Origin of the sequence: Streptomyces sp. NBC_00461 (assembly GCF_036013935.1) — a bacterium.
GTDB lineage: Bacteria > Actinomycetota > Actinomycetes > Streptomycetales > Streptomycetaceae > Streptomyces.
In genome coordinates this window covers 406,970-431,258 of sequence record NZ_CP107902.1, presented here as the reverse complement: position 1 = coordinate 431,258, position 24,289 = coordinate 406,970, and the positions used below count along the sequence as shown (strand labels likewise).

Here is a 24,289-nt window from a genome sequence, read left to right as displayed (position 1 = left end):
ATGCGAAGGGGCGCCCGTAGAGGATGGGCCGGGGCCCGTCAGGGAGGCGGAGGTGTCTCCAGGCCGCCCGCCCGGGCCGCCGACACGCCGGTGTTGGGCATGGTGAAGGCGCGTTCACGGCGCGAGCTGGTGGCGAAGGCGACGGACCAGCTGAGCACCGCTCCCAGTCTGCTGCGGAAGCCGGTGAGGAAGGCCAGGTGGATGAAGAGCCAGGCCAGCCAGCCGGTGAAGCCCGACAGATGCAGCGGGCCGGCCTTGACCACGGCCCGGCCGCGGGCGATGTAGGCGGCGCTGCCGAGATCCACGTACTTGAAGGGCTTCGGCTTCTTCGTCCTGCCTTCGACGGCGTGGCGCACGCTCCGGCCCACGTACGCACCGGACTGCATGGCGACTTCGGCGAGGCCCGGCAGCCTGTTCAGGCTCATCACGTCGCCCGTGACGCGGATCTCCGGATGGCCCGGGACGGTGAGGTCGGGTTCGACGAGGATGCGGCCGGCCCGGTCCTGTTCGGCACCGGTTGCCCGGGCCAGCGCGGCTGCGATGGGCGGAGCCTCGACGCCCGCCGTCCACAAGACGGTGCGTGCCTCGAAGCGGGTCGTCCTGCCGGCATGGTCTTGTACGGCCAGACCGTGAGCGTTGATGTCGGTGACCATCGTGCCGAGGTGAAGCTCCACACCGAGACCCTGCAAAGTCCGCTCCGCACGGTGGGCCAGACGAGGACCGAACGCACCCAGCACCGCGTCGGACCCCTCGAAAAGCAGCACCCGGGCCTTGGCGGAATCAATCGTCCGGAACTCCCGCTCAAGCGTGTGGCCGGCGATCTCCCGGATCTGTCCCGCGAGTTCGACACCGGTCGGCCCACCGCCGACGAGCGCGAAGGTCAGCCATTGCTGCCGTTCCAGGTCGTCTGCGGCCGTTTCGGCCATCTCGAACGCCCGGTAGATCCGTCGACGGATATCGAGCGCGTCGTCCAGGGTCTTCATGCCGGGGGCGTGCGCGGCGAACTCGTTGTGCCCGAAGTAGGACTGACGCATGCCCACCGCGACGATCAGATCGTCATACGGCAGCACGACGGCTCCGCCCTCGGGCCGCCGGGCATGGACCAGCCGGGCGCCGGCATCCACGTCGGTGGCCTCGGCGAGCACGCAGCTCACGTTGTGGTGGCGTCGCAGAACGCCGCGGAGCGGTTGTGCGATCTGCCCCTCGGACAGGATCCCGGAGGCGCACTGGTACAGCAGCGGTTGAAAGAGGTGGTGGGCTCGGCGGTCGACCACGGTTACCGCGACCGGTGACCTCCGCAGTGCGCGGGCGGCGAACAGCCCCGCGAACCCTCCGCCGAGGATGACCACCCGGCGGGGCGTGACGTGATCCTCCACCGGAAATCAGCCTCCGGTGGCGAAGCCGGGGAAGAGCGTCATTCCGCCGTCGACGTAGAGGGTGGTCCCGACGACGTAGTCGAGCAGGTCGGACGCCATGGCGACGACGGCGTTGGCAATGTCGTCCGGGTCCCCCACGCGGCGGTACGGGATCAGCCGCAGGAGGTCGGCCTCGGCCTCGGGGGTGGACCAGGCGTCGCGGTTGATCGGTGTGCGAATGGCGCCGGGCGCTACTGCGTTGACCCTGATCCGCTTGGGGGCCAGCTCCTGGGCGAGGGTCTGCATCAGCATGCCCACACCGCCCTTGGAGGAGGCGTAGTTCACGTGCCCCGACCATGGGACGACCTGGTGGACCGAGCTCATGCAGATGATCTTTCCCGCAGACCGGGAGACGTTCTCCACCACGCCGCGCCGGATGAACTCCTTGGCGGCTTCCCGCGCGCACAGGAACTGGCCGGTCAGGTTGACGTCGATGACCTTCTGCCACTGGGCGAGCGTCATCTCCGTGAGGGCCGCGTCCCGCTGCAGGCCCGCGTTGGCCACCATGATGTCGATGGTGCCGAACTCCTCGACCATCCGCGCGACCATGGCAGTCACCTGGTCCTCGTCGGACACGTCGGCCTCGTGGGCGTAGGCGCGAACTCCGAAGCTCTCGATCTCCTTCACGACGTTCTCGGCCTCGTGCGCACCGACGACGTAGTTCACCACTACGTCCGCTCCGGCCCGGCCCAGGGCGATGGCGGTCGCCAGGCCGATGCCCGAGTTGGCACCGGTCACCAGCGCCTTCTGGCCCCTGAGAAGCTGCGCGGACAGCGCCCTGCGGCTCTCGCTGACGTTTCCTGCCACCACGATCTCTCCTTTGCGTTGCGGACGACGCCCTCGGCAATCGGACGACGCGCAGGAGAATGGCTGGACGTCGGCCGACCCGTCAGGACCGACACAGGAGCCGTCGCATACCCGGCCCCCTGACGTAAGCACCCTGCGTCGGGGGTGGAACTGACCGGCGCGCAGGGCAGCCGCACTTCGGCCGGGCACGTCACGCGGTCGGGCTACGAGCTGCTCCACGGTGCGCTGATGACCTGCTCCTGCCACCACGCACAGTCTCCGAGTCCGAGAACCGACTGCGGGAGGAGAAGTCCCATCGTGGACCACCCTGCGCCAGGTGTTCTGTCCGGGCAGGTTGTGGACGGTGACAGGGCTCACGGCTGACCGATCTTGAAATGCACCCCTGTCCGACACCGGACGCCTGCGCCTGGCCCGCTGCGGGGTCGAGCGGAGGCCGCCGCTCCGTGGTGGCCAGAGGCCCAAGGAGGCGGACGCTTCGCGCGTCAGCCGGTCACTTGTAGATCTTGCCGGGCTCGGCCTTGGACGGAGCGAGCAGCTGGGAGACGGTCGCGAAGGTGTAGCCCTGCTTGCGGAGCGCCTTCAGGATGGAAGGCATGGCCGGCACGGTGCCCTTGTGCAGCGGGTGGAGCAGGATGATCCCGTCGCGGTCGGCGCCCGCGAGCACGCGCTTGGTGATCAGCGAGGTGTCGTCCGTCTCGTAGTCCTTCGCGGTCACCGTCCACAGCACCTGCGCCATCCCCATTTCCTTCGAGACCTTGGAGACGCGGTCGTCGGTGCGGCCCTGGGGCGGGCGCATCAGCGTCGGCTCACTGCCGGTGATGCCGGAGATGGCCCGTGCCGTGCGGCGCAGTTCGTCGCGGATCTGCGCGTCAGAGACATCGGTCAGCACCGCGTGCGTCCAGGTGTGGTCCCCGATCTCGTGGCCGTCCTTGGCGATCCGCCGCACCACATCCGGGAACTTGTGGATGCGCCGGCCCTCAAGGAAGAACGTCGACGGCGCCTTGTACTCCTTCAGGAGGTCCATCAGCCGGTCGGTGGGTTCGCCCGGGTTGCCGTCGAAGGTGAGTGCGATGCACTTGACCTTCCGGCAGTCCACCTGCCCCAACGCTACGACTGCTCCGGACGCGGCCCGGTCACGTTCCTCGCTCGGGGAGACCGTCTCCATCTTGTTCGCCTGGATGACCATGCCGACGGTCACCGTCACGGCCGCCACCACGGCCAGGGTCAGGAATATGAGTAGGCGAGGCCGTCTTTTGAGGATCTTCATGCCAAGGAGAAGGTTTCAGCGCCGGAAAGGTTGCCCGACGGCCTCGATAGTGAGGCAGGACACCTGTGTGCAGCGCGTTTCACGTGAGCCGCGGCGCCACCTCGGCCGCGATCCGCTCCAACGCCTCTTTGACATGTTCGGCCGCCGACGGTGGCGCCGGTGTGCCTCGTGCCTGGCGACGGCCCGCTGCTGCGGCCGCCGCCAGGCGGGCCACCTCGACTTCCGCCTCCACGAGTTCCCTGCGCAACTGCTCGCCCCGGTCCGCCGGCACGACCCGCCGCTGAGTCACCCGCGGCAGCACCGCGGCCACCCTCCACCCCCCTCTCCCGCCCCGTGAACTCCCTTGATTCCGTGGGCAGTAGACGGCACGGACACCCGCGCCCCCAGTTCCGGCGAATCACTCCATGACCAGACGATCACCTGCTACCGATCACGCCACCGACCAGCACCGAAGTGAGGCGTGGGGACTAATCCTCACGCCTCCTGGTAGAGGTTGACGATGTTGCCGTCCGGGTCACGCAACCACACCGATCGGCGTCCCCATGGCTGGGTTGTCGGTGGCTTGAGGATCTCAACAGCCCGGGCCAACAGATGTTCGTGGCGTGCATCCACGTCAGTGACCCGGAACTCCAGAGTGAAGCCTCCACTCGCGGCGGCGGCCATCGACCCGGGCACCATCGACTCGATGGCTTGGGTGGAGAAGAACGACAGGACGGCACCACCCTGGTTCCCACTCGGGACCACACGGTGGCCGAGCAGTCGAAGACCTTTCGGTAGTCCACGAACCATCAGGTCGTCATCGACGCCGACCCCCGGCTTGTCGTCGCCGTTGACCACGCCACCGTAATTGCGGACGGCGAATCCCGCGGCACGGTGCTGATCACCCCGCGACGTCGCGAGCCCGGCCAGACCGAACTCCCAGCTTGGAAAGAGGAACACAACGCTTCTCACCGCAAAGTCCGCGCCGCGTCGCGCACACCTTCGCCCCATGAAGACCTGGAAGATCCTCCGCGACCGCCGCCTCAAGGGAGATGGCGTCCACCACTCCATGCTCGGCACCATCCGCCCGCACAACCTCACCCTCGCGGGATAAATCGTCATCCGACAAAACTCGCTCGGTTCCCTACCCGCTTGACGCATGCCGATATGGGAATATGATGGCTGTCATGGCACGAGCAGCGACGACGTCAGATGCGTTCAACGCGATCGCCGAGCCGCAGCGCCGGGACATCCTGGCGCTGCTGCGGGCGGGTGAGCGGCCGGTGACCGACCTGGCCCAGGAGCTGGGGATGAGCCAGCCGGGGGCGTCCAAGCACCTGCGGGTGCTCCGGGAGGTGGGGCTGGTGCGGGTCCGCGAGGCGGGCAAGCGGCGCCTGTACGGCCTGGACGCCCGCGGGCTGCGGCCGGTCCACGAGTGGGTCGGCGGATTCGAGCAGTTCTGGAACGAGAGTTTCGACCGACTGGACACCTACGTGCAGGACCTCAAGCAGACACGGCAGGAGGAATGACCGATGGCAGGGGCAAGGCATGAAACGCGGGCGGAGCCGGCGACGGCCGACCGGGAGATCGTGATCTCCCGGGTCATCGACGCCCCGCGGGAGCTGGTGTTCGAGGCGTTCACCGAGGTGAGGCACCTGTCGCAGTGGTGGGGTCCGGAGGGGTTCACCACCACCACGCGGTCCTTCGAGTTCCGCGAGGGCGGGGAGTGGGCCTTCGTACTGCACGGGCCGGACGGGACCGACTACTCCGAGTGGATCCGCTGGCTGCGGATCGCCCCACCGGAGCGGATCGCGCTGCTGCACGGCGAGTCCCGCGACGACCCGAACGCCTTCGAGTCGGTCATCACGTTCGCGCCGGACGGGGCGGCGACCCGGATCGAGATGCGCACGGTGTTCCCCACCAAGGAACTGCGCGACGAGGCGGTCGAGAAGTACCACGCCATCGAGGGCGGCCGGCAGACCCTGAGCAGCCTGGCGGCCTACGTCAGCGACCTCGCGCGGAAGGGGGCGCAGGGCTGATGGCCGGGAAGGTGTTCTTCAGCGTGACGATGTCGCTGGACGGCTTCATCGCGCCCGAATCCGTGCCCGTTGACGACTTCTTCGCGCCCGATAAGCAGGACGACCCGGACGTTCAGCGCTGGATGGCGCAGTGGACGGCACTGCAGAAGTGGATCTTCCCGCTGCGGTTCTTCCGGGAGAACCTGAAGCTGGGTGAGGGAGGCGAGGAGGGCCGCGACAACGACGTCGCGCGGGAGACGTTCGAACGCACCGGCGCGAGCGTCATGGGCAAGCGCATGTTCGACCTCGGCGAGCAGTCATGGCCGCACGAGGCGCCCTTCCACACTCCGGTCTTCGTCGTGACGCACACCAAGCGTGACCCGTGGGAGCGGCCCGGCGGCACCACGTTCCACTTCGTCAACGACGGTATCGAGTCCGCCCTCGACCAGGCGCGCCAGGCCGCCGGCGACCGCGACGTCCGCATCGCCGGCGGCGGCGCGACGATCCTGGAGCACCTGAACGCCGGCCTGGTCGACGAGTTCTCGATCACGCTGTCGCCGGTGCTTTTCGGCGCCGGCACCCGCCTGTTCGACGGCGTGGACGCGTCCAGGGTCGCGCTGGAGCCGGTCCGTTCGGAGCCGTCGTCGCGAGTGACGCACCTGACCTATGCCGTGCGCCCACGGTAGCCACGCCACCACTCCACCCAAGCGACCCACCCGAGCGCCCACGGCGCACACGCTTGAATCGATGCGCTACCGCGGCCGGCTACGAATAGCCACTTATGACGCCGCAGTGACACGCTGCTGTGCTCCGGCGGAACCCGCGACAGCGGCAATCCGGCCGCCGAAATCCGAGAGAATTGCGCTGCGTTGGATTGGATACCTCGTGAGCGCCGACGGTTGGATTGCCGCTGAGCGACGACGCGGCGGGCAGACGTGTTCCGAGTTATCGGGTGGAGCCTGTCAGCCCGTGAACTGCGTCGATCACGCTGTCCACCACCTCGGTCACCGGCTTGCACGCGTCGATGATCGTCGCGCCAAGGCTTTCGTAGGTCGCTCGCATCCGAGGGTTCCACTTCAGGGCCGCTGCGAGTTCTTCGGGGTGTTGACCGAATGTGTTCGTGGTGCGGGTCGCGAGCCGGTGGCGGAGCGTGTCCTCGTCGATCACCAGGCACACGGTGAGGTCGAAAAGATCCCGGACGTCTGCCTCGTTCTCCGCCGACCCGCACAGGAATGCGGTTCGGAAACGAGACTCCTCGACGAGGGTCTCAACGCGCTCACGGATGATTGCCCACCCGTATCGGTTGAGCCACCCTCCAGGAACCGGGTACGGAGGATCCACCACCATCTCGCCCTTGGCTCGGTCGATCCAGGTGCTGAAGCCGTCCTCGTCGGCGTCGAGTGCAACGTAGCCCCGCGCTCGTAACACCCCGCAGACCGTGGATTTTCCAGTCCCTGAATTGCCCGTCACCCACACCAATGTCACGCCACCAGCGTAGACATGACCATCCCGGACAGTGCCGTGACCGTGCAGGTTCGCCGGGTGGCGGTTCGGCTGCGGCTTTGAGAGGGCGTCCGCCCCAGCGGATGCCGTCTCTCGCTTCGGATACGGGCGCGTCCCTTGCGTTCGGCGGCCAGGACGTGGCGGTGAAGGGTGTTGGCGTGGCACCACCGCTGGTGGGCGTGCAGGGCTCGGGTCTGCACGGGGTGGTCGGGATGGTGGTCTTCAAGTCGTCGCGGCGGCCGTGCACTGGTAGCAGCCGCCAGTGCACAGCACGGTGACCCTGCGGCTTTCGCTGGCCGCTGGAGGTGGTGTCGTGAGTGGTGGCCGCGGGGGGACTTGCTGGTGTCCCAGGGCTTCCTGGCAGGGCCGGACCTGTGGCGCTGGAACTTCCGGCGACCTGTCGGTCGATGCTCGGTCCCAGCCTTTCGTTACGTGACGCATTCCGCGAAAGCATCACAACGATTCGGGTGCGCCCTCCGGAACGGGAGCCCGGGATTCCGGGTGACCTGGATCATCGGCCGGGGTGGCGGCACTCAGCGCCGCTTCGACTCGGCGGTTGCTGGTCATGGTCGCGGTGACGGTGGTCATGGTGAGGAGGAGGCCGGCGGCGGTGTAGAGCGGGGTGCGTACGTCGTAGGTGGAGGCCAGCCAGCCGCCGAGGAAGGCGCCGAACGGGGCGGCGCACATGGCGAGCATGCGGGAGGTGGAGGCGACGCGGCCCATCAGGTGGGCGGGGACGATCGCCTGCCGGAGGGAGGGGCCGAGCACCATCGTGGCGCCCATGCCCGCTCCGCAGACGGCGAGCGCGAGGCCGGCGACGTACGGGTTCGGGGCGGCGGCAAGCCCCAGGATGGCGAATGCCTCGACTGAGGCGGTGCAGGTCAGCGCGGTGCCGGTGCCGAGTCGTCGGCCGAGGCGAGAGGCGATGCCCGCGCCGAGCAGGCCGCCGGTGGCCTCCGCCGTGAGGAGCAGGCCGAAGCCGAAGGTGTCGATGCCGAGACGATCGTGCGCGAAGAGGGCGAGAACCGTCTCCACGGCGAGGAAGGCGATGTTCCCGATGGCCGGCCGCAGCGCGAGTCCGAGCAGCAACTGATCCCGCAATACGTACGAGGCGCCGGCCCGCGCCTGCCGCACCAGTGACTCACGGGCCTGCGGTACGGGCCGGGGTGCGGCAGGCAGCGACCGTACAAGCAGTGCGGAGAGCGTGAACGACACCGCGTCGGCGAGCAGCGGAATTGCCCGCCCGAGCGTGAGCAGCGCGCTGCCCGCAGGCGGCCCCGCGAAGCCGGACGCGGCGGTCTGGGTGCCGCGCAGGCGGGAGTTGGCGCGCTCCAGGAGCGCGGGGTCGCGGCCGAGCAGATCCGGCAGATAGGCCGCGGCGGCCGTGTCGAAGAAGAGTCCGCCGAGGCCGAGCAGGAAGGCGACGGCCGCGAGCAGCGGAATGCTCAGCACGTCGAGTGCGGCCGCCGCCGCCGATATCACGAGGAGCACCGCACGCGCCGCGTCCGTGACCCACATCGTGCGCAGGCGGTCCCAGCGGTCCACCAGCGCACCGCCGAGCACCCCGAAGAGCAGCCACGGCAGCGTTCCGGCGGCCGTGACGACGGCAAGCGCCATCGGGTCCCGCGTCAACGTCAACGCGAGCAGCGGCAGCGCGGCATGCGTCACCCCGTCACCGAGTGAGGACACTGTCTGCGCAGTCCACAGCCGTCCGAACCCGGTCGGCAACTTCCGGACCTCTGAGGTCACTTGGCGTCCCCTTCGACCTGCTCGGGCGGTGCCGGGTGGAACAGTGCAAAGACGAGTGACGCGTCCGGCAGCGACGGATCGGACAGCTCCCGGTACTCGTCGGCCAGTGCCTGCAGCCGCGCCCCCAGCTCCGCGAACTGCTCCTCGGTGAGCCGCAGATGTGCCATCCGTACGTGCCGCTCACCGGCCGCCGGCGCTGCCTCCAGGTCGGCCACCGCGTGCCGCATCAACACATCCGGCCCTCCCTCGCCCGGATCCGGCAGCACGATCGCCCGCGCGGCCATGGCGTAGTACCGCTCGGTGACCCCCCGGACCTTACGTGTTCGCACCACCTTCACCAGGCCGGCCCGCTCCAGCAGCCGTACGTGGTAGCTGGAGCTCCCCTTCGCAAGGCCCACTCGCTCGGCGATCTGCGTAATCGTCGCCGGCTCGAAGCGGAGCACGGCCATGATCCGGTGGCGCGTGAGGTTGGAGACGGCGCGTAGCTGGTCGTCGGTGGTGACGTGGAAGGTCTCGGGGAGATCATCTGTAGGCATGCGCTCAATGGTCAACGATTCTTGACCATTGTGCAAGGGAGTCTTGCCCGGGCGTCCGGAATCAGCTGAGATCTACCGGGCCATCAGGGAACGGGCCGGGTGGCGGTGCGCATGCATAGGTGACTGCGGCCGGGGCACCCACCCCGGCCGCAGTCCCTCCGCCGATCAATCTGCGCCGCAGCAGGTGCTGCACCTTCGTCAGTTGGGCGCATAGGTGAGGATCATCGACCCGTTCCCCAGCCTCCTGTGTTCGGTGAGCCTGAGGTGGAGGCCGGAGGTGTCCACGTCCTGGAACAGCCGTTGCCCTGAGCCGACCGCGATGGGCATGATCCAGAAGCGGAACTCGTCGATCAGGTGGTCTCGCACGAGCGTGTCGTCGAAACGGCTGGTGCCGTACTTGATGAGGTCCTTTCCGGGCTGTTCCTTGAGCCGGAGGATTGCGGTGGATGGGTCGGGCCCGAGGACGGTGGCATTCCATGCCAATTTGGTGAGGGATCGGGATGCGACGTGCTTGGGCATGGTGCTGATGAGGTCGATATAGGGGTTGCCGGTGATGTGGCCCCAGTTCGCGAAGAACTTCTCGTAGGTCACCCGGCCCATCACGAACGCGTCGTAGTTGCCCAGTTCCTCGGTGGAATACGCCGTGGCCTCGTCATCGAAGCCGGCCCATCGTTCGGGCGCTTCGATGACACCGTCCAGCGAGACGAGGGTCGATTCGATCAGTTTGCGCATTGCCGTTCTCTTTCCCGAGTGGTTGATCTGGTGATCACTGGCCAGTCTTGACGGGCCGTCGGCCAGACGCCGGAGGTCAGCGGATGGTGATCTCGGCCATGTCGATGCCGACCAGAAGCGGCTCCGGGATGAGCTGGTGGTCGCCCTGCCAGGCATAGCCACGTCGGGTGGTGGGGATGATGATGCCGTCGACGTCGCGGTAGCCGGTGGCGTAGAGCAGCCCGGTCGCCCCGCCGAGGATGTCGATGGTGAAGTCATGGCGGCGCAGCAGCCCGTCCGGGCCGAAGCAGAAGATCTGCCGGCGGGTGTGGCTTTTGATGTGGTCGGGAAACGTCACCTGCAGCCGCCGCCACGTTTCACCGTCGGTCTCGACAGGGGCGATCTCTTCGGTGACGAATCCGGGCAAGGTATAGAGGAACGGCGTACTCAGATACGTCCACAGTGCTTCCCCGGCGAAATAGGCGAGATGAATGTCGTCCCACGGGGTCTGGAGCTGATGACCGACAAACGACATCTCCGGGTCGTCGCGTGCGTCGATGAGCGCGCTGTCACGGCGCTGCAGGACGACGCGGCGGGGCTCGAAGACCGACCGCTTGTCTTGGCCGGTGAAGTCCATCGTCAGCCGCTCCCGCGTGGTGTCCACCTCGAAGCGAACGTCCTTGAGCGCGTCATCCTGGCTCTTGAGGGACCAGAGGGCCCCGGTAATAGAGGCGTCGACAGTGATCGACTTGACCTGGTTCCATCGGTCCAGGCCGCCGTGCGCGGCGACGGCGGCGTCGAGTAGATCGTTCATTTCTCCTCCTGGCGGTTGGCCTTCACCAGGACGACGAACGGCGGGCTCCGAAACCGGACACGCGCAAGCCTCCCCTTTCGCTTCGCGTGGCTGAGCTGGTCGGATCGCGGTGAAGCGCTGGCTCGGGCCGTCGGCGGCTGGGCGGGCATGGCTGGGGCCCGAGGCGTGGGTCGGGTTCTCCAGGGTTCCTCGGGTCGTGGGTGGTCAGGGCGGTGCCGCGGTTCAGGCCACCGCGATCCTGCTCGGGGCGTGCCCGGTGCCGCAGCCGACGCAGCGCGTCGGTGAAGGATGCGGTCAGGCCGGTGGCGTCAGCAAGATCGGCAAGCAGGCGGGACCCGGCGTGGTTGACCACCCCGCGTCCGTCGGCCGAGACCACGAGCTTGGGCGCGAGGCCGATCCGGCCCGGATGTTCCACAACCCCCGACTCCCGTTCGGCCGGCAGACCTCAAGATCGGAACACCAACAGTCACTGAGCCTTTTCCAATCTCAGGCCCATCCGATGTGAAGCGCGAGGACTGCCTGCACGAGGCCGGTGATGCGGGTGGTGCTGCACCGCAGTTTGCGCAGGAGACGCCAGCTCTTCAGGGTGGCCATGGCCTGTTCGCCGACGGCGCGGATGCGCGCATGGGCGACATTGACGGCCTGCTGACCGACGGAGAGGTCGCGGTGTTTGCCACGGAAGGGCACCCGTACGGTGCCGCCAGCGCCCTGGTAGCCCTTGTCGCCGTAGCAAACCAGGCCGACCTCGGCCAAGGCGTCGATGACGCCGCGGGTGCGGGCCGCCTTGATGTCGTGCACGGCGCCGGGCAGCGCGGCGGAGGCCCACAGCAGGCGGCCGAACGGGTCGGCGATGACTTGGACATTCATGCGGTGCTTGCGGTGCTTGCCCGAGTAGAAGGGCCGGTCGGCGGCGATCCGGTCAATGGGCAACAGGGTGCCGTCCAGGATCACGAACGCCTTGGCTGCCGCGCGTTTGAGGGCCTGTTGCAGCGTGGGAACCAGCGCGGCCAGGAGGTCCACGGCCTCGCGGATGTATCGGTAGACCGTGGCCACACCTATGCCGAAGGAGGCCGTGAGCCGGGTGTAGGTGTCACCGCAACGCAAGTGGGCCAGGACGAGCAGGGCCTGCCGATTCGGGGGCAAGCGCCGCCAGCGGGTGCCGACCTGTCGGCGGCGCTCGGCGAGCTGCCCGGTGAGGAAGCGCAAGTGTGAGCTGGACAGGTCGATAGCGGACGGGTAGACAAGCACGACGACGCTCCTGGTCAAGCGAGTGATCTTGGTTGTGAACTCGCCTACCAGGAGCTTCACGCCTTTATGCGACCAGGGTGCAGCCCACCTCACCGCAGCCGGCGCCAGGTTGGATGATGCAGGTATCGATCAATCCTCGTTGGGCCGCCACAGCCAGCGCAGAGCGTCCGGCAGCAGGACGCCGCCGTGGTTGGGGCTGTGTCCGCCGTCTCCCAGGACAAGGCGGAAGTCGTAGCCCGCTTCAGCGAGAGCGGCTGCCACGCGCAGGTTTTCGGCGAGCCAGTTCCACTGTGGCTCATTCCAGTGCAGGTCGCGGTGGCCGCCTTGCATGAAGATGCGCAGCGGCTTGCGGGGGACGCGGGAGATGAGGTCTGGGTAGGGGTTGCCGTCCGGCATCTGCGCGAAGCTGGACAGGTATCCGATGACGCGGCGGAACTTGTCCGGACGCAGCCACGCGGCGGTAAAGGCCCAGTTGCCGCCGCTGCTCCCGCCGCAGATGCCCCACCTTTCGGGCGACTGGGCGATGCTATAGCGCTCCGCAACCTGCGGGATGATCTCGGTGAGGAGGAAGGTGACGTACCGGTCGTCGAAGGCGTCGTACTCGTTGTTGCGGTTCTTCGGGTTCTCCGCATCGGGGAAGACGCCAGGATCGACGAACACGCCGATGGTGACGGGGATGTCGCCGCGGTGAACGAGGTTGTCCAGGACGATCGCGCCGCGTACCTCCCCTGCGGGGTCCAGATACCACCATCCGTCCTGGAACACCATCAAGGATGCCGGTTCCGCTGAGTCGTACTGTGCAGGCACGTGTACCCAGAACTTCCGGAAGGTTCCCGGGTAGACCTCGCTGCCCCTCCACTCGAGCTCGACCGTCTCACCAGCGGGCACACCCGGCTGTAGAGCGGAATCGGGTCCGTGGATGTAGCGCACGTCGGACTGGTCGATCGGAAGTGGCTGGTACGGCATCTCCATGGTCACGGGGAGCAACCGTAGAGCGATCACCACCCTTGGTCGCAAGGTGTTTTCGTTCAGACGCTATACCTCGCAGCTTCAGTGCGAGGTTGGAAAAGGCTCAGTAGCCCTACCAGCGCGTCTACGGCCTCGGCAGCGTTCGGAGTGGCGAGTACGAGTACGGGGTCGGGCTTCCGTAGAAGAAGACCGCTCCAGACCCGGAAGGCGGGGCGGCCCTCCGGTCCGCCGGAGTCGAAGGAGACGGACCCTGGCAGCTCGTTCACCTGTTTCTTGCGAGGAGGTCCGGGCGTTCACGCCGGGGAGGAATCGCATCCGGGTGTCGCGACGCGGAGCGTCGCCGCATCCGGTTAGGGGCGCGGAGCGCCCGCCGCTGTCGGCACCGCCGAGGTGATGCGAACGCGTGTACCCGTGATCGCTGGTCGGGGTGATGGCCGGGGAATCATGGTCCGTGTGTGCGGCTGTCGTACGTATGGTCCTTCGGAGGGTTCGGGACGGCGCGATGTCCCGGCCCAGGGCCATGAGGGGGCGAGATGGCGCAGGTGGAGGCGACTGCGGAGGCCGGGCATGCCCGGTACACCTTTCGGCTGCGCCTGTCGTCCGCCGCCCGTACCGCCCTGGCGGCGGAGTGGGACCGATGCCGTTGGGTGTGGAACGAATGCGCCGCCAAGTCCAGGGCCATACACCTGCACAACAAGGCCACCGGGCAGAAGGCCACGTGCGGTCCGGCTCAGCTCGACAGGATGCTGACCGGGGCCCGCGCCCGTACGCCGTGGCTGCGGGAGGGCTCGTCGGTTGTCCAGCAGCAGGTCATCCGCGACTTCGGCCGCTCCCGCACCAAGGCACAGAAGGACATCAAGGCGCGCCTGCCCATGGCGCGTCAGGCCGGGATGCCGGAGTGGAAGACGAAACGCGAGGCGCTGCCGTCCCTCAACTACACCCGGCGCGGGTTCCGGTTGAAGGACGGCCGGCTGCACCTGGCGGGTGGCATCGTCGTGACGGTGGTGTGGTCGCGGGAACTGCCGGCCGAACCGTCCTCGGTACGCGTCTACCAGGACAGTCTCGGACACTGGCATGGCTCGTTCGTCGTCCCCGCCCAGGTCCAGCCCCTGCCTCGGACCGGCCGTGTACTCGGCGTCGACTGGGGTGTGAAGGAGACCGCGACCACCACATCCGACGCGCACGACCTGCCGCACGCCGGGCACGGCAAGAAGGCGAAGGCGAAGCTGACCCGGTATGACCGGATGATGGCCCGCCGCAGGCCGAAGAAGGGCCGGCCCGGGTCGAAGGGCTACCGCGAGGCGAAGAGACTGCGGGCGAAGGCGCACAAGAAGGTTGCGAGACAGCGTCAGGACACCGGCCGCAAGTGGGCCAAAAAGGCTGTCCGCGACCACGATGCCATCGCTGTCGAGGACTTCCGTCCGAAGTTCCTGGCCAGGACCACGATGGCCCGCAAGGCCGCTGACGCCGCCATCGGCGCCACCAAGGCCGCGCTGATCGAGATGGGCCGCAAGCACGGGCGGGACATCCGCCTCGTCCACCCCGCGCACACCACGATGGACTGCGCGCACTGCGATGCGAGAGCCAAGCATCGCCTGCCGCTGGGTGAGCGCACCTACACCTGCACCGTATGCGGAAACGTGTCCCCACGGGACAAGAACTCCGCACACGTCATGCTCGTCCGGGCTGGTCTCAACCCGGCTGGCGCTGATGGCGGAAGACCTCCTGGAGCGCTGCTCCAGGAGGCAGCCTGAGCTGGTTGTGGCTGCTGAACGGATACCACTGGCTCAACGGGCTTGCCCTGGCGGCCAGCACCGATGGGGATCTCTGAAAACGACCAGGGGTACTCGTCGCCCCACTCGGGGGGCCAACTGCGAATAGCCGCTATGGTCCGCCTCGTACCGGTGGAGTTTCCGACTGATGAGCAGGCCGAGGCGTACGGGACGTTCACCACCCGGTGCTGACGGTGGCGCTGGTGACCGGCGGCTGAGACATCGCAGCCCCGGGCCGTTCGCGACGGGGCTTCGCCGCCTCACGCCGGGCTGATCAGGCCATTCTCGTTCATGACGAAGCGGCCCGTGCCGAGGACCTTCCGGTCACTGAGCCACTGCAGCGACAGGTTGTGCAGATTCTGGTGTTGGTGTTCCCAAGGCATCTCGTGTCCGGTACCGCGCACTTTGACGTGGCCGTGGCCACGGCAAGGGCCACGGCCAGTTTTGTATTGGTGGCCGCCAGCCCCCATCCATGGGAATCATCCGTTCCGTGCACTTGGTCCGGGAGCTCATGCCCCCTTTGAGCCAGCATCGGAAGCCTGCGCGCCCGGCGCTACAGCACGGCCGCCGGCCTAGGCCAATGGGGTGGTGCGACCCTCCGATCGGCGTCGCCGAGTTACACGACGTGTCGCCCGCTAGTCCAGTCAACAGCTGGGTGCCGGCCGCCCGTTCTCTCGCCCATTGCGAGCTGTTGCTCCTGCGGACCGCGTAGCCGCGGTTCAAGCGGCTGATCAACGCGCAGGGGCAGCACTAGGCCCTGGCTCCGAGGGGGGGCAGGGCTGTCGGTCAGTGCGGGCTCTCGTGTGAGGTGAACACTTCCAGTAGTTCCCGGACGGGCACGTCTGCCTCTGCTGGATGACGGAGGGTGCCGTCCAGGCAGAGGATGTAGCCGTGCGCCGTCCTTCGCGCTCGCGGCGCATGTAGCCGGCCTGTTCGAGGTCGGTGACGATGCTCAGCGCCGTGCGTTCGGTGATGCGGCAGACCGCGGCGATGTCGCGGAGCCGGGTGGCAGGGTCGCGTGCGATGGCGACCAGTACGCGGGCGTGGTTGGTGAGGAAGTGCCACTGCCCAGCCTGCTCGCTCACGGCTCCGTCCCTTCAGCTCTGCAAACACCGTCAGAGTCATCCTTGCGAAAACCATTGGTACCCGGCTTGCTCCGCTGATGGACTGACGTCCTACCGTGAGTCTGCCGCGTGACGGAGGTAGTGGTTGTGACAGGCTATGACGTGCTTGCCGAGGTGTACGCATGGCTCATCTCGGATGCAAAGTTGCCTCCAGCCGAGTTCGCTGCGTCGTTCGACGACGTCCTCAATCTCCTGCCGTCGAACGCTCACGTCCTCGACTGTTCGTGCGGAACCGGACAGTTGGCGGTTGGCCTCGCCGGTCGTGGCATGCAGGTTGTCGCAACTGACGCCAGCGAGGCGATGGTTCGTCGGACTGCCGAGCTGTCTGAGGAGTTCGGGGCATCCGTCCGGGCCGTACGGGCGAACTGGGAAGAGTTGCCCGACCATTTCCAGGACAACACGTTCGACATGGTGTTCTGCGTTGGCAACTCGCTTCACCATGCCGCGGGCGCGACAGGCAGGGGTGCTGCTCTGGAGTCGATGTCACGGCTTCTGCGCCCCGGCGGGCGCTTGGTACTCACATCCCGCACTTGGGAACTCGTGAGGGCCAGAGGTTCCCGGCTGGAGATCAGTGACCGACTCGTCCGCCGGAACGGTCACGATGCCGTCGTGGTCTACCGCTGGGAGATTGCGCCGCATTGGGATGAGGAGCACCACATCGAAATTGCGATCGCGCAAGTTGATGCGACCGGGTTGGTTCTTGTCCGCTCGGAACTGCTGTCCTGCTGGCCCTACCGGTACGAGGAACTCGAAGTCGAGCTGCGCCGGGTCGGACTCCAAACGGAACTGAGCACGTTCGATCTTGAGGCCGAGAACTACATGGTGGTCGCGAGCAAGGTATAGACACCGGACTCTCAGTCCCTGGCCGGACCGCGCGGTTGCTCGGCGGATCACCGCGTCCGTCGTACTCGCCGACGACCCTGGCGGGGACGTCGCAGGTCACCAGTCCCTTTGACGTCCTAGGCATGCCGCGACCGCCTCGCGCATCAGGGGCTGCTGGCAGGGAGGCTCCGGAGGGGGCTGCGCTGGGGGCTGTTGTCGGTGCGCCGGTCCAGCTCGGTGCGGAGTTCGTGGATGACCTGGGCATAGACGGCGACGCGCTCGCGAAGCCGGTCGTTGTCCTCCCGCAGGGCCTGGGCGGCGGCTTCGGCATCTACTGCGCGGGCGTGCAGATGCTGGAACGCGGGCGGAATGCCGTTCGCCTCGGACTTCCGGCGGACGAATTCTTCCTTCAGGTCGACGTGCTTGTGCGTGAGGACCCAGCGCTTGACGCCTGCCTCGGCGGCGAGTTGCAGCGTGGTGAGCGCCCCGGCGGACCGGGTTGGGCGGCCGTCGAGGAGTCATTGGATCGCTGCGGTGATGGCGTCGCGTTCGTCGTCGTGGTCAGTGGCCATCGTGGGGTTCTCCGGTCGCGTCGTGGGCGGTGACGATGCGTTCCAGGCGGTCGAGTTCGTGCTGTTCGCGGGCGTGCCGGAAGGCGGGCGCCAGCGGGTCGTCGACGAGCGGTCGTAGCTGCTCGATCTGGACGTGGACGTGTTCGATGTCGCGATCGGTCCGCGCGATGTTGACGCAGTTCGGGCGGCAGTCGTCGAGGTCGGGGGTGCGGCGGGTGCCGTCCTCCTCACTCCGCAGGCGGCAGGCTGCTCGCTTCGGGTCCAGGACGCAGGTCATGCCCTTGCCGGGGAAGATCTGCAGGTCGGGGTTGGTGAGCATGGCGTTGGCGTGCCGCTTGGTGCGCAGGACTCTCCCGGCGAAGCGGGTGGCGGCCTGGACGCGGTGCCGGTAGGTCTCGGCTGCTGGGCCGCTGACCTGCTCGCCTTCACGCAGGCGCTGGTGTGCGTCGGCGAGGGTGTCCAGCCGGGCAAGCCAGTCCTCGAAGGCGAGGTCGTCGGGGAAGCCCGAGGCGTAGTTCGGCTACCGCGAAGGCGTACTTCCTTCGCGTGCCAGCGCTCGCGTTGCGCATCCGCGCCGAGGCGAAGAACCCGTTGACCTCCGGCACCGACCAACCATCGGTCCGCAGCAGGACCGGCTGCCCCGTCTGCGTACCGTGCGCGTGCGCCCACTCCGCCAGCGTCGGCAGGCCCGCCAGCACCGGATCGGCCGCGTACCACGGCACCTCCCGCCGCGGGTCGCACCAATGCACCTGCCACCGCGCCAACGGACCGGCTTCCACCTCAAGTTCATCGATCATCAACGAGTGAACATACAGACACCCACAGTCACTGAAATTCCAGCAACAGTTGCTTTGTCAGTTCTCTCGCCTATCCCGAGTTGTTGCTTCCGGCGTTAATCGATCACGGTTCAACGGCCGTCCTCGCGTAGCCCGGCGGTGCCCAACTCGCCCTTGTTATGGCTTGAGGGCGGTGGGTCCTGTGCCAGTGAACGCCCGACTCCTGGAAAGTAGTTGAGGTACAGGAAATCCCGGTGAGATTGATCGGCACACCGGCGAGCCGCGATTGTGAGCCGCCTCCACGGCCAGCACCCGCACGGACAAGCCGCTGCTGACGTTCAAGCAGATCGCCGTGGTGGTCGCGTGGACCGTGGACGCATGAGTGACGCAGCCACGGCGCCGACTACGACGCTCCTCACAGGGCCAGCGCGGTTCGCGCCAGTCCGCGGAGCCAGGCGTGGGCGTGATCGGTGTCGTAGCGCTGATGCCATGACAGGTATATCGGTGCCGACGGCAGTTCGAGCGGGAGGGGGAGCACGACCAGGCCGAGGTCGGCGACCGCTGACCGCGTGGTGGCTTCGGGGACGCTGATCAGGATGTCGGAGCCGCGCGCGAACTCCAGAGCGGCCCCTTCCGTGGGCGCGGTCGCCACCACACGGCGGGTGAGGCCGAGCCGGGCGAGGGCGTCGTCGATGGCGTTGGTGAGGTTTCCACGTCGCGAGACGGTGACGTGTTCAGCGTCGGCGTACTGCTGTGCGGTGAGGGTCCTGACGCGGGTGAGGGGGTGCCCCTGCCTCGCGACGACGACGAGGCGGGTCTCGCCCACGTTCTCGGCACGGATGTCCGGTGCGCTCGGGCGGTTGGAGTTCGCCTCCAGGTCGACCTCGCCGCGCCGCAATTCGGGGGTGTCGATGCTCGATTCCGCGACGAAGCGCAGTCGCACGCCCGGCGCCTGTCCGCGCACGGCCGCGAGCAGTGCGGGGCCGCTCAAGGCGACGAGGGAATCGTGCCAGCGGAGTGTGAACGTGCGCTCGAGCGTTGCCAGATCGAGTTCACGGCTCGGTGCCAGCACCCCCTGGACCTGGTGCAGCAGCTCGTGCACCTGTTCCCGGACGGCGATCGCATACGGCGTCGGGGTCATCGTGCGGCCGGTGCGCACGAGGATCTGATCCCCGGTCGTGCGCCGGATCCGGCCCAGACTCCGGCTCATCGCGGGGGCGGTGACGTGCAGGCGCGCCGCCGCCCCGGCCACACTGCCCTCCTCCAGCAGCGCGTCGAGCGCGGCGAGCAGGTTCAAATCCAATTGCATGTGAGTAATTCTAACCGTGCCTGACATGCATTTGAAGTTAATCGCCGGGCTGCCTACCGTTGAGGCGAAAGCGCAAGAAGTAACGCGCAGTTCGGCCCTCGACCGGCCTCAGCACCCCTCCTCAGACGGGAATACCGCCATGTCCGAAACGCTTCAGACCACCGACGTCGCCGCCTCCGACGCCGACCTGCTCGCCCAGACCGCGATCGCCGTGCGTGAGGCGGGTTCGGCGCTGCGCGAGCGCTTCGGCGAGGTGGTCCGCTACCAGAGCCGCGAAGAGCTGATGCGCGCGCTGGCCGTCAACGACGACGCGGCTCTCGACATCCTGCGTCCCCGTCTCACGAGCCTGCGTCCGCAGGCCGGCTGGGTGGAGGACGAACTGGACGGCGGGGCGCTGCCGGCCGGCGAGTGGTGGGTCGTGGATCCGGCCGAGGGCAACGTCAACCACCTGCACGCCCTGCCGGAGTGGGCGGTGACCGCCACCCTCGTGCGGGAGAATCAGCCGGTGCTCACCGCAGTGCACCTGCCGTTGACCGGCGAGACCTACACCGCGCTCACCGGCGCGGGCGCCCACCTCGACGGCCGGCCGCTGCACGTCTCCCAGACCGCCGACCTCGGCCTGAGCATCGTGGCCACCAGCCAGGCCCGGCCGGACGAGGACGAAAAGGTCGTGCGGCGGGTCGGCTCCTCGATCACCGCGATGCTCTTCGACGCGCTCGTCGTCCGCGTCGCCGTACCCGCGACCCTGCACCTGCTGAACGTAGCCGCCGGCCGGATCGACGCCTTCTGGCAGTTCGCCGGCGCCCGCGCGGACCTGCTTCCCGGAGCGCTGCTCGTCACCGAGGCCGGCGGACGGATCTCCGACGCCGAGGGCCGCCCCTGGACCCCCCAGAGCCAGAGCTTTGTGGCCGCCGCGCCGGGCGTCCACGCCGAGGCCGTGTCCACGCTCTCGCGCTGACCGCGCACTACAACCCACACGCCCACGGAAGGACCAGATCATCATGACCAAGATCGCAGTTCTCGGAAACGGCCGCGTCGGCGGCAACCTGGCCGCAGCCCTCGCCCGGGCAGGACACGAAGTGACAGTGGCGGACCGCACGCCGGGCACCGCCGCCGACGCCGCCCGGACTGCCCGGATCGTCATCAACGCCACCCCGGGCACCGGCTCGCTGGACCGGCTCGCCGCTCTGCGCGAAGAACTCCGGGACAAGATCCTCGTCGACGTCTCCAACGCCACCACCGACGGACCGGACGGACTGCCCGCCGATCTGATCTACCCCGGCTCGAGCCTGGCCGAACAGCTCCAGAAGGCGCTCCCCGAAACGCGCGTCGTCAAGACACTCAACACCATGCTCTTCCCGGTGATGACCTCGCCGGACACGCTCGCCCAGACACCGACCGTGTTCCTCTCCGGCGAGGACGCGCAGGCCAAGCAGAGCGTCCGCGAACTGCTCACCGACCTCGGCTGGCAAAAGGAATGGATCACCGACCTCGGCGGGATCCAGACCGCCCGCGCCACAGAGGCCGCGATCCTGTTCGTACCTCACGTCATCCGTTCCACCGGATTCACACCCTTCGCGATCTCAATCGCCCGCTGACTGTCGAGCTGCGCCGGCTGGAGGTAGCCGGAGCCGGCGCGTGGCATGGATGGGTTCCCGGTGGGACACGATCGTGGGATGTACTGTCCGACTTGGTGGCGGAGTCGACGTTGACCTAGGGGCGTCAGGCACAAACTCTCGCCTCGTCAGTCATCCGCCAGAACTTGACCCCGGCGACGTCCTCTTCGCCGGCGTCGTGCCAAGCCCGGCCCGCCGCATCAAGGAACCCCAGCCAGACCGCTACCGCAAAGGCGTACTTCCTCCGCGTGCCCGCGCTCGCGTTACGCATCCGCGCTGAGGCGAAGAACCCGTTGACCTCTGGCACCGACCAACCATCGGCCCGCAGCAGCACCGGCTGTCCCATCTGCGTGCCGTGCGTGTGCGCCCACTCCGCCGGCGTCGGCCCCTCACAGTCACTGAAATCCCAACAACAGTTGGTTGTGGCTAGAGACCGCCGGCACAGCCGACCGAGACGGTGACCGGCTCATCCTGGCGGGACCCGGCGAGGAACACCTCGACCATGACGGTGGCCGCCTGGACTGTCAGAGCGAGTCTGCCTGGGGAATCAAGCCGCGCAACTCCGAGGACACCCCGAGCAGGGAGTGGGGAGATTCAAATATCCCCATCAGGAACCCAGGAGTCGGTTCCTCGCACCGCGGCGTCGGCGGACCGCGCGCATTCCTCCATCCAGTCCCAGGCTTCTGCCAACGGCCACGGGGCGTTCGTTTCCATGCGTCAAGTCTGGCCCGATACGCGAGCGGTCACGTTGGTTTCAGATGAGATGATCTTGGCGTGGCTAGTGTGATCACGGCGTCGGAGCCGTCCTGGATGGCCCCATTCACCGGGCTGAGCCCGCGCTGCTTCGGCAAGTTGATGAGCGTGGCACGCCGCGAAGTCGCGCACGAGCCGCGGCGAGGACGGCCTTGGGGCCTCCCGTTGGAGGACCGGGTGCTGCTGGTCGCAGCGTACTGGCGCACGAACTTGACGCTGCGCCAGCTCGCCCCGCTCTTCGGCGTCTCCAAGTCCGCGGCCGACCGGATCATCGACCACCTCGGGCCCAAGCTCGCGCTCCAGCCGCGCAAGCGATACGCGAAGGACACCGTGCTCATTGCGGACGGCACCCTGGTGCCCACCCGCGACCACACGGTGGTCGAGCAGTCGAAGAACTACCGCTACTCCACCAACCACCAGGTCGTCATCGACGCCGACACCCGGCTCATCGTCGTGGTCGGCCGACCGCTGCCCGGCAACCGCAACGACTGCAAGGCATGGGAAGAATCTGGCGCAAAGGACGCCGTCGGCAAGACGACGACCATCGCGGACGGCGGCTATCCCGGCACCGGCCTGGTGATGCCGCACCGCCGCGCGAACGGCCAGGTCGAACTCCCCGATTTGAAGCAGGAACACAATCGCTCCCACAAGCGAGTCCGCGCCCGCGTCGAGCACGCCTTCGCCCGCATGAAGGGCTGGAAGATCCTGCGTGACTGTCGCCTCAAGGGCGACGGTGTGCACCATGCGATGCTCGGCATCGCACGTCTACACAACCTCGTCCTCACGGGCTGAGTGAACGACCCGCCCGACGGGCGTCCATACCACCGTCTCAGTGGAGATCATTTACGGGACAACCCTTAGGAGATTTCCAGGCTTTCGACCCGCCGCTCGAAGGACACGCGCTCGGCCGCGCTCCGGGACAGCGCAATGGCGCGCGAGTAGTACTCCCGGGCCGCGGTGTGGCAGCCGGCCCGCCGCTCCAGGTCAGCCCGGGCCGCCCAGTAGAAGGGATACCGGGACAGCTTCGGCTCCCCGGCCAAGGCGATCAGCTCACGGCGGCCGGCATCGATGCCGTCCCGCTCGGCCACGGCCAGCCCGCGGTTCAGCGCCACGACCGGGCTCCGCGTCTGCTGGGCGAGCACCTGATAGAAGCCGACGATCCGGTCCCAGTCGGTCTCCCGGATCGAGGGCGCAATCGCGTGCTCGCAGGCGATGCCGGCCTCCAGATGCCAGTGAGACATGTGATCCCCGGCGGCCGAACGGGCCAGGTGCATCAGACCGCGCTGGATGCGCGCCCGGTCCCAGCGGCTCCGGTCCTGGTCCTCGAGGGGCACGAACACACCGTGCTCATCCAGGCGCGTCGGCAGGCGGGCGGCGTCGAAGCAGAATAAGGCGGCCAGGGCGTGTACGTCCGGTTGCGCCGTCGCCTTGGCGTCCAGCAGCAGCTCGGTCAGACGCAGCGCGTCCTCGCACAGGAACGGACGTACTGGGTCGTGCGGGTTGCTGCCGTGGTAGCCCTCGTTGAACAGCAGATAGAGCGATCGCAGGACGGAGTCCCGCCGGTTGTCGACGTCAGGCAAGCTGTCCACGTCGGGCAACCGGCCCAGCTGACGCAGCCGCCCGCGACCCCGGTGCAGCCGTCGGTCGATGGTCTGGGTGTCGACCAGGAACGCCTGACCGATCTCCTTGGGCGACAGACCACACAGCCACCGCAGGATCAGGGTCACGTGCGTCTCGCGGTTCAGACTGGGGTCGCACACCGCGAACATCATCGCCAGCTGGCCGGCGCTCTCGGCGGCGGGAGCCAGTGCCGCCTCGATCGTGCTGGTCAGCGACGTCATTGTCGCCAGTTCGGGCAGGAACGAGCGGTGGCGCTGTTCGCGGCGGATGATGTCGATCGCCCGGTTGTGGGCGGCCCGGATGAGCCACGCCTTCGGGTCCTGCGGCAATCCGAAACGCCAGGCGTGCATGGCGCTGACCAGCGCATCGTGGACGACATCCTCGGCGAGCGGGATGTTGGACGGACCCAGGACGCGGGTCAGCGCGCTGACCAGGTGCGCGTACTCCTTCCGGAACAGGTTCTCGACCAGCTCCGCAGACGACACCGGGGCAGACTCTTCGTCCACGAGCCTCAGATCCGAGGGTCCTGGATCGGCCGCACCTCGACGGAGCCGCCGAACTCGTATGTCGGGCATGCGCGCGCCACGTCGATGGCGTCTTCCAGGGAGGCGGCCTCAATGATCATGCTGCCGGTCACCAGATCCTTCGACTCCGCGTAAGGGCCGTCGGTGACCACGCGTTCATGACCCCGGACCGCGGCGCCCGGGTTGTCGAGCGCGGTCCCGGTGTTGCGCCGACCCTGTCGGGCCAGCTCATCGGACCAGCGATACCACTTCTCGACGTGGGCCTGAAGTTCCGAAGGCGACAGGTCGTGCCGCGAGACAGCGCCTCCACGAAAGATCAACATGAACTTGCTCCGCAGGGCGCGTTCCCCGCCTGGAGGTTCCGGCGTCATGACTCCCGATCGTA

The 24,289-nt window shown here is 67.9% G+C and carries 27 protein-coding genes and 2 pseudogenes; 10 read left to right on the top strand and 19 right to left on the bottom strand.

Annotated features, from left to right (window positions below):
* Nucleotides 1-38: 38 nt before the first annotated feature.
* From OG870_RS02160 to OG870_RS02140, 5 genes are all read right to left on the bottom strand, one after another.
* The gene (locus OG870_RS02160; protein WP_266845235.1) at nt 39-1,376 is read right to left on the bottom strand and encodes an NAD(P)/FAD-dependent oxidoreductase; all 1,338 of its coding nucleotides are present in this window, start codon (nt 1,374-1,376) and stop codon (nt 39-41) included.
* A 6-nt stretch (nt 1,377-1,382) separates the two neighbouring features.
* Nucleotides 1,383-2,222 (bottom strand): SDR family oxidoreductase, encoded by an 840-nt coding sequence (locus OG870_RS02155; RefSeq protein ID WP_266524847.1) that lies wholly within the window; start codon nt 2,220-2,222, stop codon nt 1,383-1,385.
* A 490-nt stretch (nt 2,223-2,712) separates the two neighbouring features.
* Nucleotides 2,713-3,489: a polysaccharide deacetylase family protein gene (locus tag OG870_RS02150; RefSeq protein ID WP_266845233.1), complete on the bottom strand. Its 777-nt coding sequence runs from the start codon at nt 3,487-3,489 to the stop codon at nt 2,713-2,715.
* 79 nt (nt 3,490-3,568) lie between these two features.
* Nucleotides 3,569-3,790, bottom strand: coding sequence for a hypothetical protein (locus OG870_RS02145; RefSeq protein ID WP_327690544.1), 222 nt, complete (start codon nt 3,788-3,790; stop codon nt 3,569-3,571).
* A gap of 173 nt (nt 3,791-3,963) precedes the next feature.
* Nucleotides 3,964-4,167, bottom strand: coding sequence for a VOC family protein (locus tag OG870_RS02140; protein ID WP_323179491.1), 204 nt, complete (start codon nt 4,165-4,167; stop codon nt 3,964-3,966).
* Nucleotides 4,168-4,209: 42 nt separating this feature from the next.
* Between OG870_RS02140 and OG870_RS02135 the strand changes: the two are divergent.
* The 4 genes and pseudogenes from OG870_RS02135 to OG870_RS02120 form a co-directional block, all read left to right on the top strand.
* Nucleotides 4,210-4,582: pseudogene (locus OG870_RS02135) on the top strand (transposase family protein); the annotation flags it as partial.
* Nucleotides 4,583-4,655: 73 nt separating this feature from the next.
* Nucleotides 4,656-4,997: an ArsR/SmtB family transcription factor gene (locus tag OG870_RS02130; RefSeq protein WP_266524855.1), complete on the top strand. Its 342-nt coding sequence runs from the start codon at nt 4,656-4,658 to the stop codon at nt 4,995-4,997.
* A gap of 3 nt (nt 4,998-5,000) precedes the next feature.
* On the top strand, nt 5,001-5,507 hold the full coding sequence (locus OG870_RS02125) for an SRPBCC family protein (RefSeq protein WP_266524857.1): 507 nt from the start codon (nt 5,001-5,003) through the stop codon (nt 5,505-5,507).
* Entirely contained in the window at nt 5,507-6,172 is a 666-nt protein-coding gene (locus tag OG870_RS02120) for a dihydrofolate reductase family protein (RefSeq protein ID WP_266524859.1), read from the top strand. Before OG870_RS02125 ends, OG870_RS02120 begins: the two co-directional genes overlap by 1 nt.
* A 259-nt stretch (nt 6,173-6,431) precedes the next feature.
* On the opposite strand, the gene OG870_RS02115 is transcribed toward OG870_RS02120, so the two are convergent.
* From OG870_RS02115 to OG870_RS02080, 8 genes and pseudogenes are all read right to left on the bottom strand, one after another.
* On the bottom strand, nt 6,432-6,971 hold the full coding sequence (locus tag OG870_RS02115) for a hypothetical protein (RefSeq protein WP_327690543.1): 540 nt from the start codon (nt 6,969-6,971) through the stop codon (nt 6,432-6,434).
* A gap of 67 nt (nt 6,972-7,038) precedes the next feature.
* Nucleotides 7,039-7,207: pseudogene (locus OG870_RS02110) on the bottom strand (IS630 family transposase); the annotation flags it as partial.
* 235 nt (nt 7,208-7,442) lie between these two features.
* The gene (locus tag OG870_RS02105; RefSeq protein WP_266592828.1) at nt 7,443-8,738 is read right to left on the bottom strand and encodes an MFS transporter; all 1,296 of its coding nucleotides are present in this window, start codon (nt 8,736-8,738) and stop codon (nt 7,443-7,445) included.
* Nucleotides 8,735-9,274, bottom strand: coding sequence for an ArsR/SmtB family transcription factor (locus OG870_RS02100; protein WP_266524865.1), 540 nt, complete (start codon nt 9,272-9,274; stop codon nt 8,735-8,737). Before OG870_RS02100 ends, OG870_RS02105 begins: the two co-directional genes overlap by 4 nt.
* 198 nt (nt 9,275-9,472) lie before the next feature.
* Complete coding sequence (locus OG870_RS02095) at nt 9,473-10,006, bottom strand: dihydrofolate reductase family protein (protein WP_327690542.1); 534 nt, start codon at nt 10,004-10,006, stop codon at nt 9,473-9,475.
* A gap of 76 nt (nt 10,007-10,082) precedes the next feature.
* Nucleotides 10,083-10,799, bottom strand: coding sequence for a hypothetical protein (locus OG870_RS02090; protein WP_327690541.1), 717 nt, complete (start codon nt 10,797-10,799; stop codon nt 10,083-10,085).
* A gap of 486 nt (nt 10,800-11,285) precedes the next feature.
* Complete coding sequence (locus OG870_RS02085; protein ID WP_327692279.1) at nt 11,286-12,047, bottom strand: transposase family protein; 762 nt, start codon at nt 12,045-12,047, stop codon at nt 11,286-11,288.
* Between the two features lie 129 nt (nt 12,048-12,176).
* The gene (locus OG870_RS02080; protein WP_327690540.1) at nt 12,177-12,977 is read right to left on the bottom strand and encodes an alpha/beta hydrolase; all 801 of its coding nucleotides are present in this window, start codon (nt 12,975-12,977) and stop codon (nt 12,177-12,179) included.
* Nucleotides 12,978-13,549: 572 nt separating this feature from the next.
* Here OG870_RS02080 and OG870_RS02075 point away from each other — a divergent pair.
* The gene (locus tag OG870_RS02075) at nt 13,550-14,770 is read left to right on the top strand and encodes an RNA-guided endonuclease InsQ/TnpB family protein (protein WP_327690539.1); all 1,221 of its coding nucleotides are present in this window, start codon (nt 13,550-13,552) and stop codon (nt 14,768-14,770) included.
* A gap of 278 nt (nt 14,771-15,048) precedes the next feature.
* Here the strand turns inward: OG870_RS02075 and OG870_RS02070 are convergent, their stop codons facing one another.
* Nucleotides 15,049-15,171 (bottom strand): hypothetical protein, encoded by a 123-nt coding sequence (locus OG870_RS02070; RefSeq protein ID WP_266524874.1) that lies wholly within the window; start codon nt 15,169-15,171, stop codon nt 15,049-15,051.
* An 828-nt stretch (nt 15,172-15,999) separates the two neighbouring features.
* Here OG870_RS02070 and OG870_RS02065 point away from each other — a divergent pair.
* Both OG870_RS02065 and OG870_RS02060 read left to right on the top strand, forming a co-directional pair.
* Entirely contained in the window at nt 16,000-16,755 is a 756-nt protein-coding gene (locus OG870_RS02065; protein ID WP_266845687.1) for a class I SAM-dependent methyltransferase, read from the top strand.
* A gap of 227 nt (nt 16,756-16,982) precedes the next feature.
* A complete protein-coding gene (locus OG870_RS02060; protein ID WP_266845225.1) occupies nt 16,983-17,339 on the top strand; it encodes a hypothetical protein in 357 nt (118 codons plus the stop codon).
* Here OG870_RS02060 and OG870_RS02055 read toward each other — a convergent pair.
* A complete protein-coding gene (locus tag OG870_RS02055) occupies nt 17,296-17,625 on the bottom strand; it encodes a hypothetical protein (RefSeq protein WP_266845223.1) in 330 nt (109 codons plus the stop codon). The genes OG870_RS02060 and OG870_RS02055 overlap by 44 nt on opposite strands.
* Nucleotides 17,626-18,497: 872 nt before the next feature.
* The gene (locus OG870_RS02050) at nt 18,498-19,391 is read right to left on the bottom strand and encodes a LysR family transcriptional regulator (RefSeq protein WP_053747144.1); all 894 of its coding nucleotides are present in this window, start codon (nt 19,389-19,391) and stop codon (nt 18,498-18,500) included.
* Nucleotides 19,392-19,530: 139 nt separating this feature from the next.
* Between OG870_RS02050 and OG870_RS02045 the strand changes: the two genes are divergently transcribed.
* Nucleotides 19,531-20,349: a 3'(2'),5'-bisphosphate nucleotidase CysQ gene (locus OG870_RS02045; RefSeq protein ID WP_053747145.1), complete on the top strand. Its 819-nt coding sequence runs from the start codon at nt 19,531-19,533 to the stop codon at nt 20,347-20,349.
* A 43-nt stretch (nt 20,350-20,392) separates the two neighbouring features.
* Nucleotides 20,393-20,989 (top strand): NADPH-dependent F420 reductase, encoded by a 597-nt coding sequence (locus OG870_RS02040; RefSeq protein WP_266524887.1) that lies wholly within the window; start codon nt 20,393-20,395, stop codon nt 20,987-20,989.
* Between the two features lie 124 nt (nt 20,990-21,113).
* Here the strand turns inward: OG870_RS02040 and OG870_RS02035 are convergent, their stop codons facing one another.
* Nucleotides 21,114-21,353, bottom strand: a complete 240-nt coding sequence (locus OG870_RS02035) for a hypothetical protein (protein WP_266845220.1) — start codon at nt 21,351-21,353, stop codon at nt 21,114-21,116.
* Between the two features lie 428 nt (nt 21,354-21,781).
* On the opposite strand from OG870_RS02035, the gene OG870_RS02030 reads away from it, so the two are divergent.
* Nucleotides 21,782-22,552 carry a transposase gene (locus OG870_RS02030; protein ID WP_327690538.1) on the top strand — a complete coding sequence of 257 codons (771 nt, stop codon included), beginning with the start codon at nt 21,782-21,784 and terminating at the stop codon, nt 22,550-22,552.
* Nucleotides 22,553-22,617: 65 nt separating this feature from the next.
* Here the strand turns inward: OG870_RS02030 and OG870_RS02025 are convergent, their stop codons facing one another.
* Nucleotides 22,618-23,865 carry an RNA polymerase sigma factor gene (locus tag OG870_RS02025; protein ID WP_266592844.1) on the bottom strand — a complete coding sequence of 416 codons (1,248 nt, stop codon included), beginning with the start codon at nt 23,863-23,865 and terminating at the stop codon, nt 22,618-22,620.
* A 26-nt stretch (nt 23,866-23,891) separates the two neighbouring features.
* Entirely contained in the window at nt 23,892-24,227 is a 336-nt protein-coding gene (locus OG870_RS02020; protein ID WP_266524890.1) for a YciI family protein, read from the bottom strand.
* Nucleotides 24,228-24,289 lie beyond the last annotated feature (62 nt).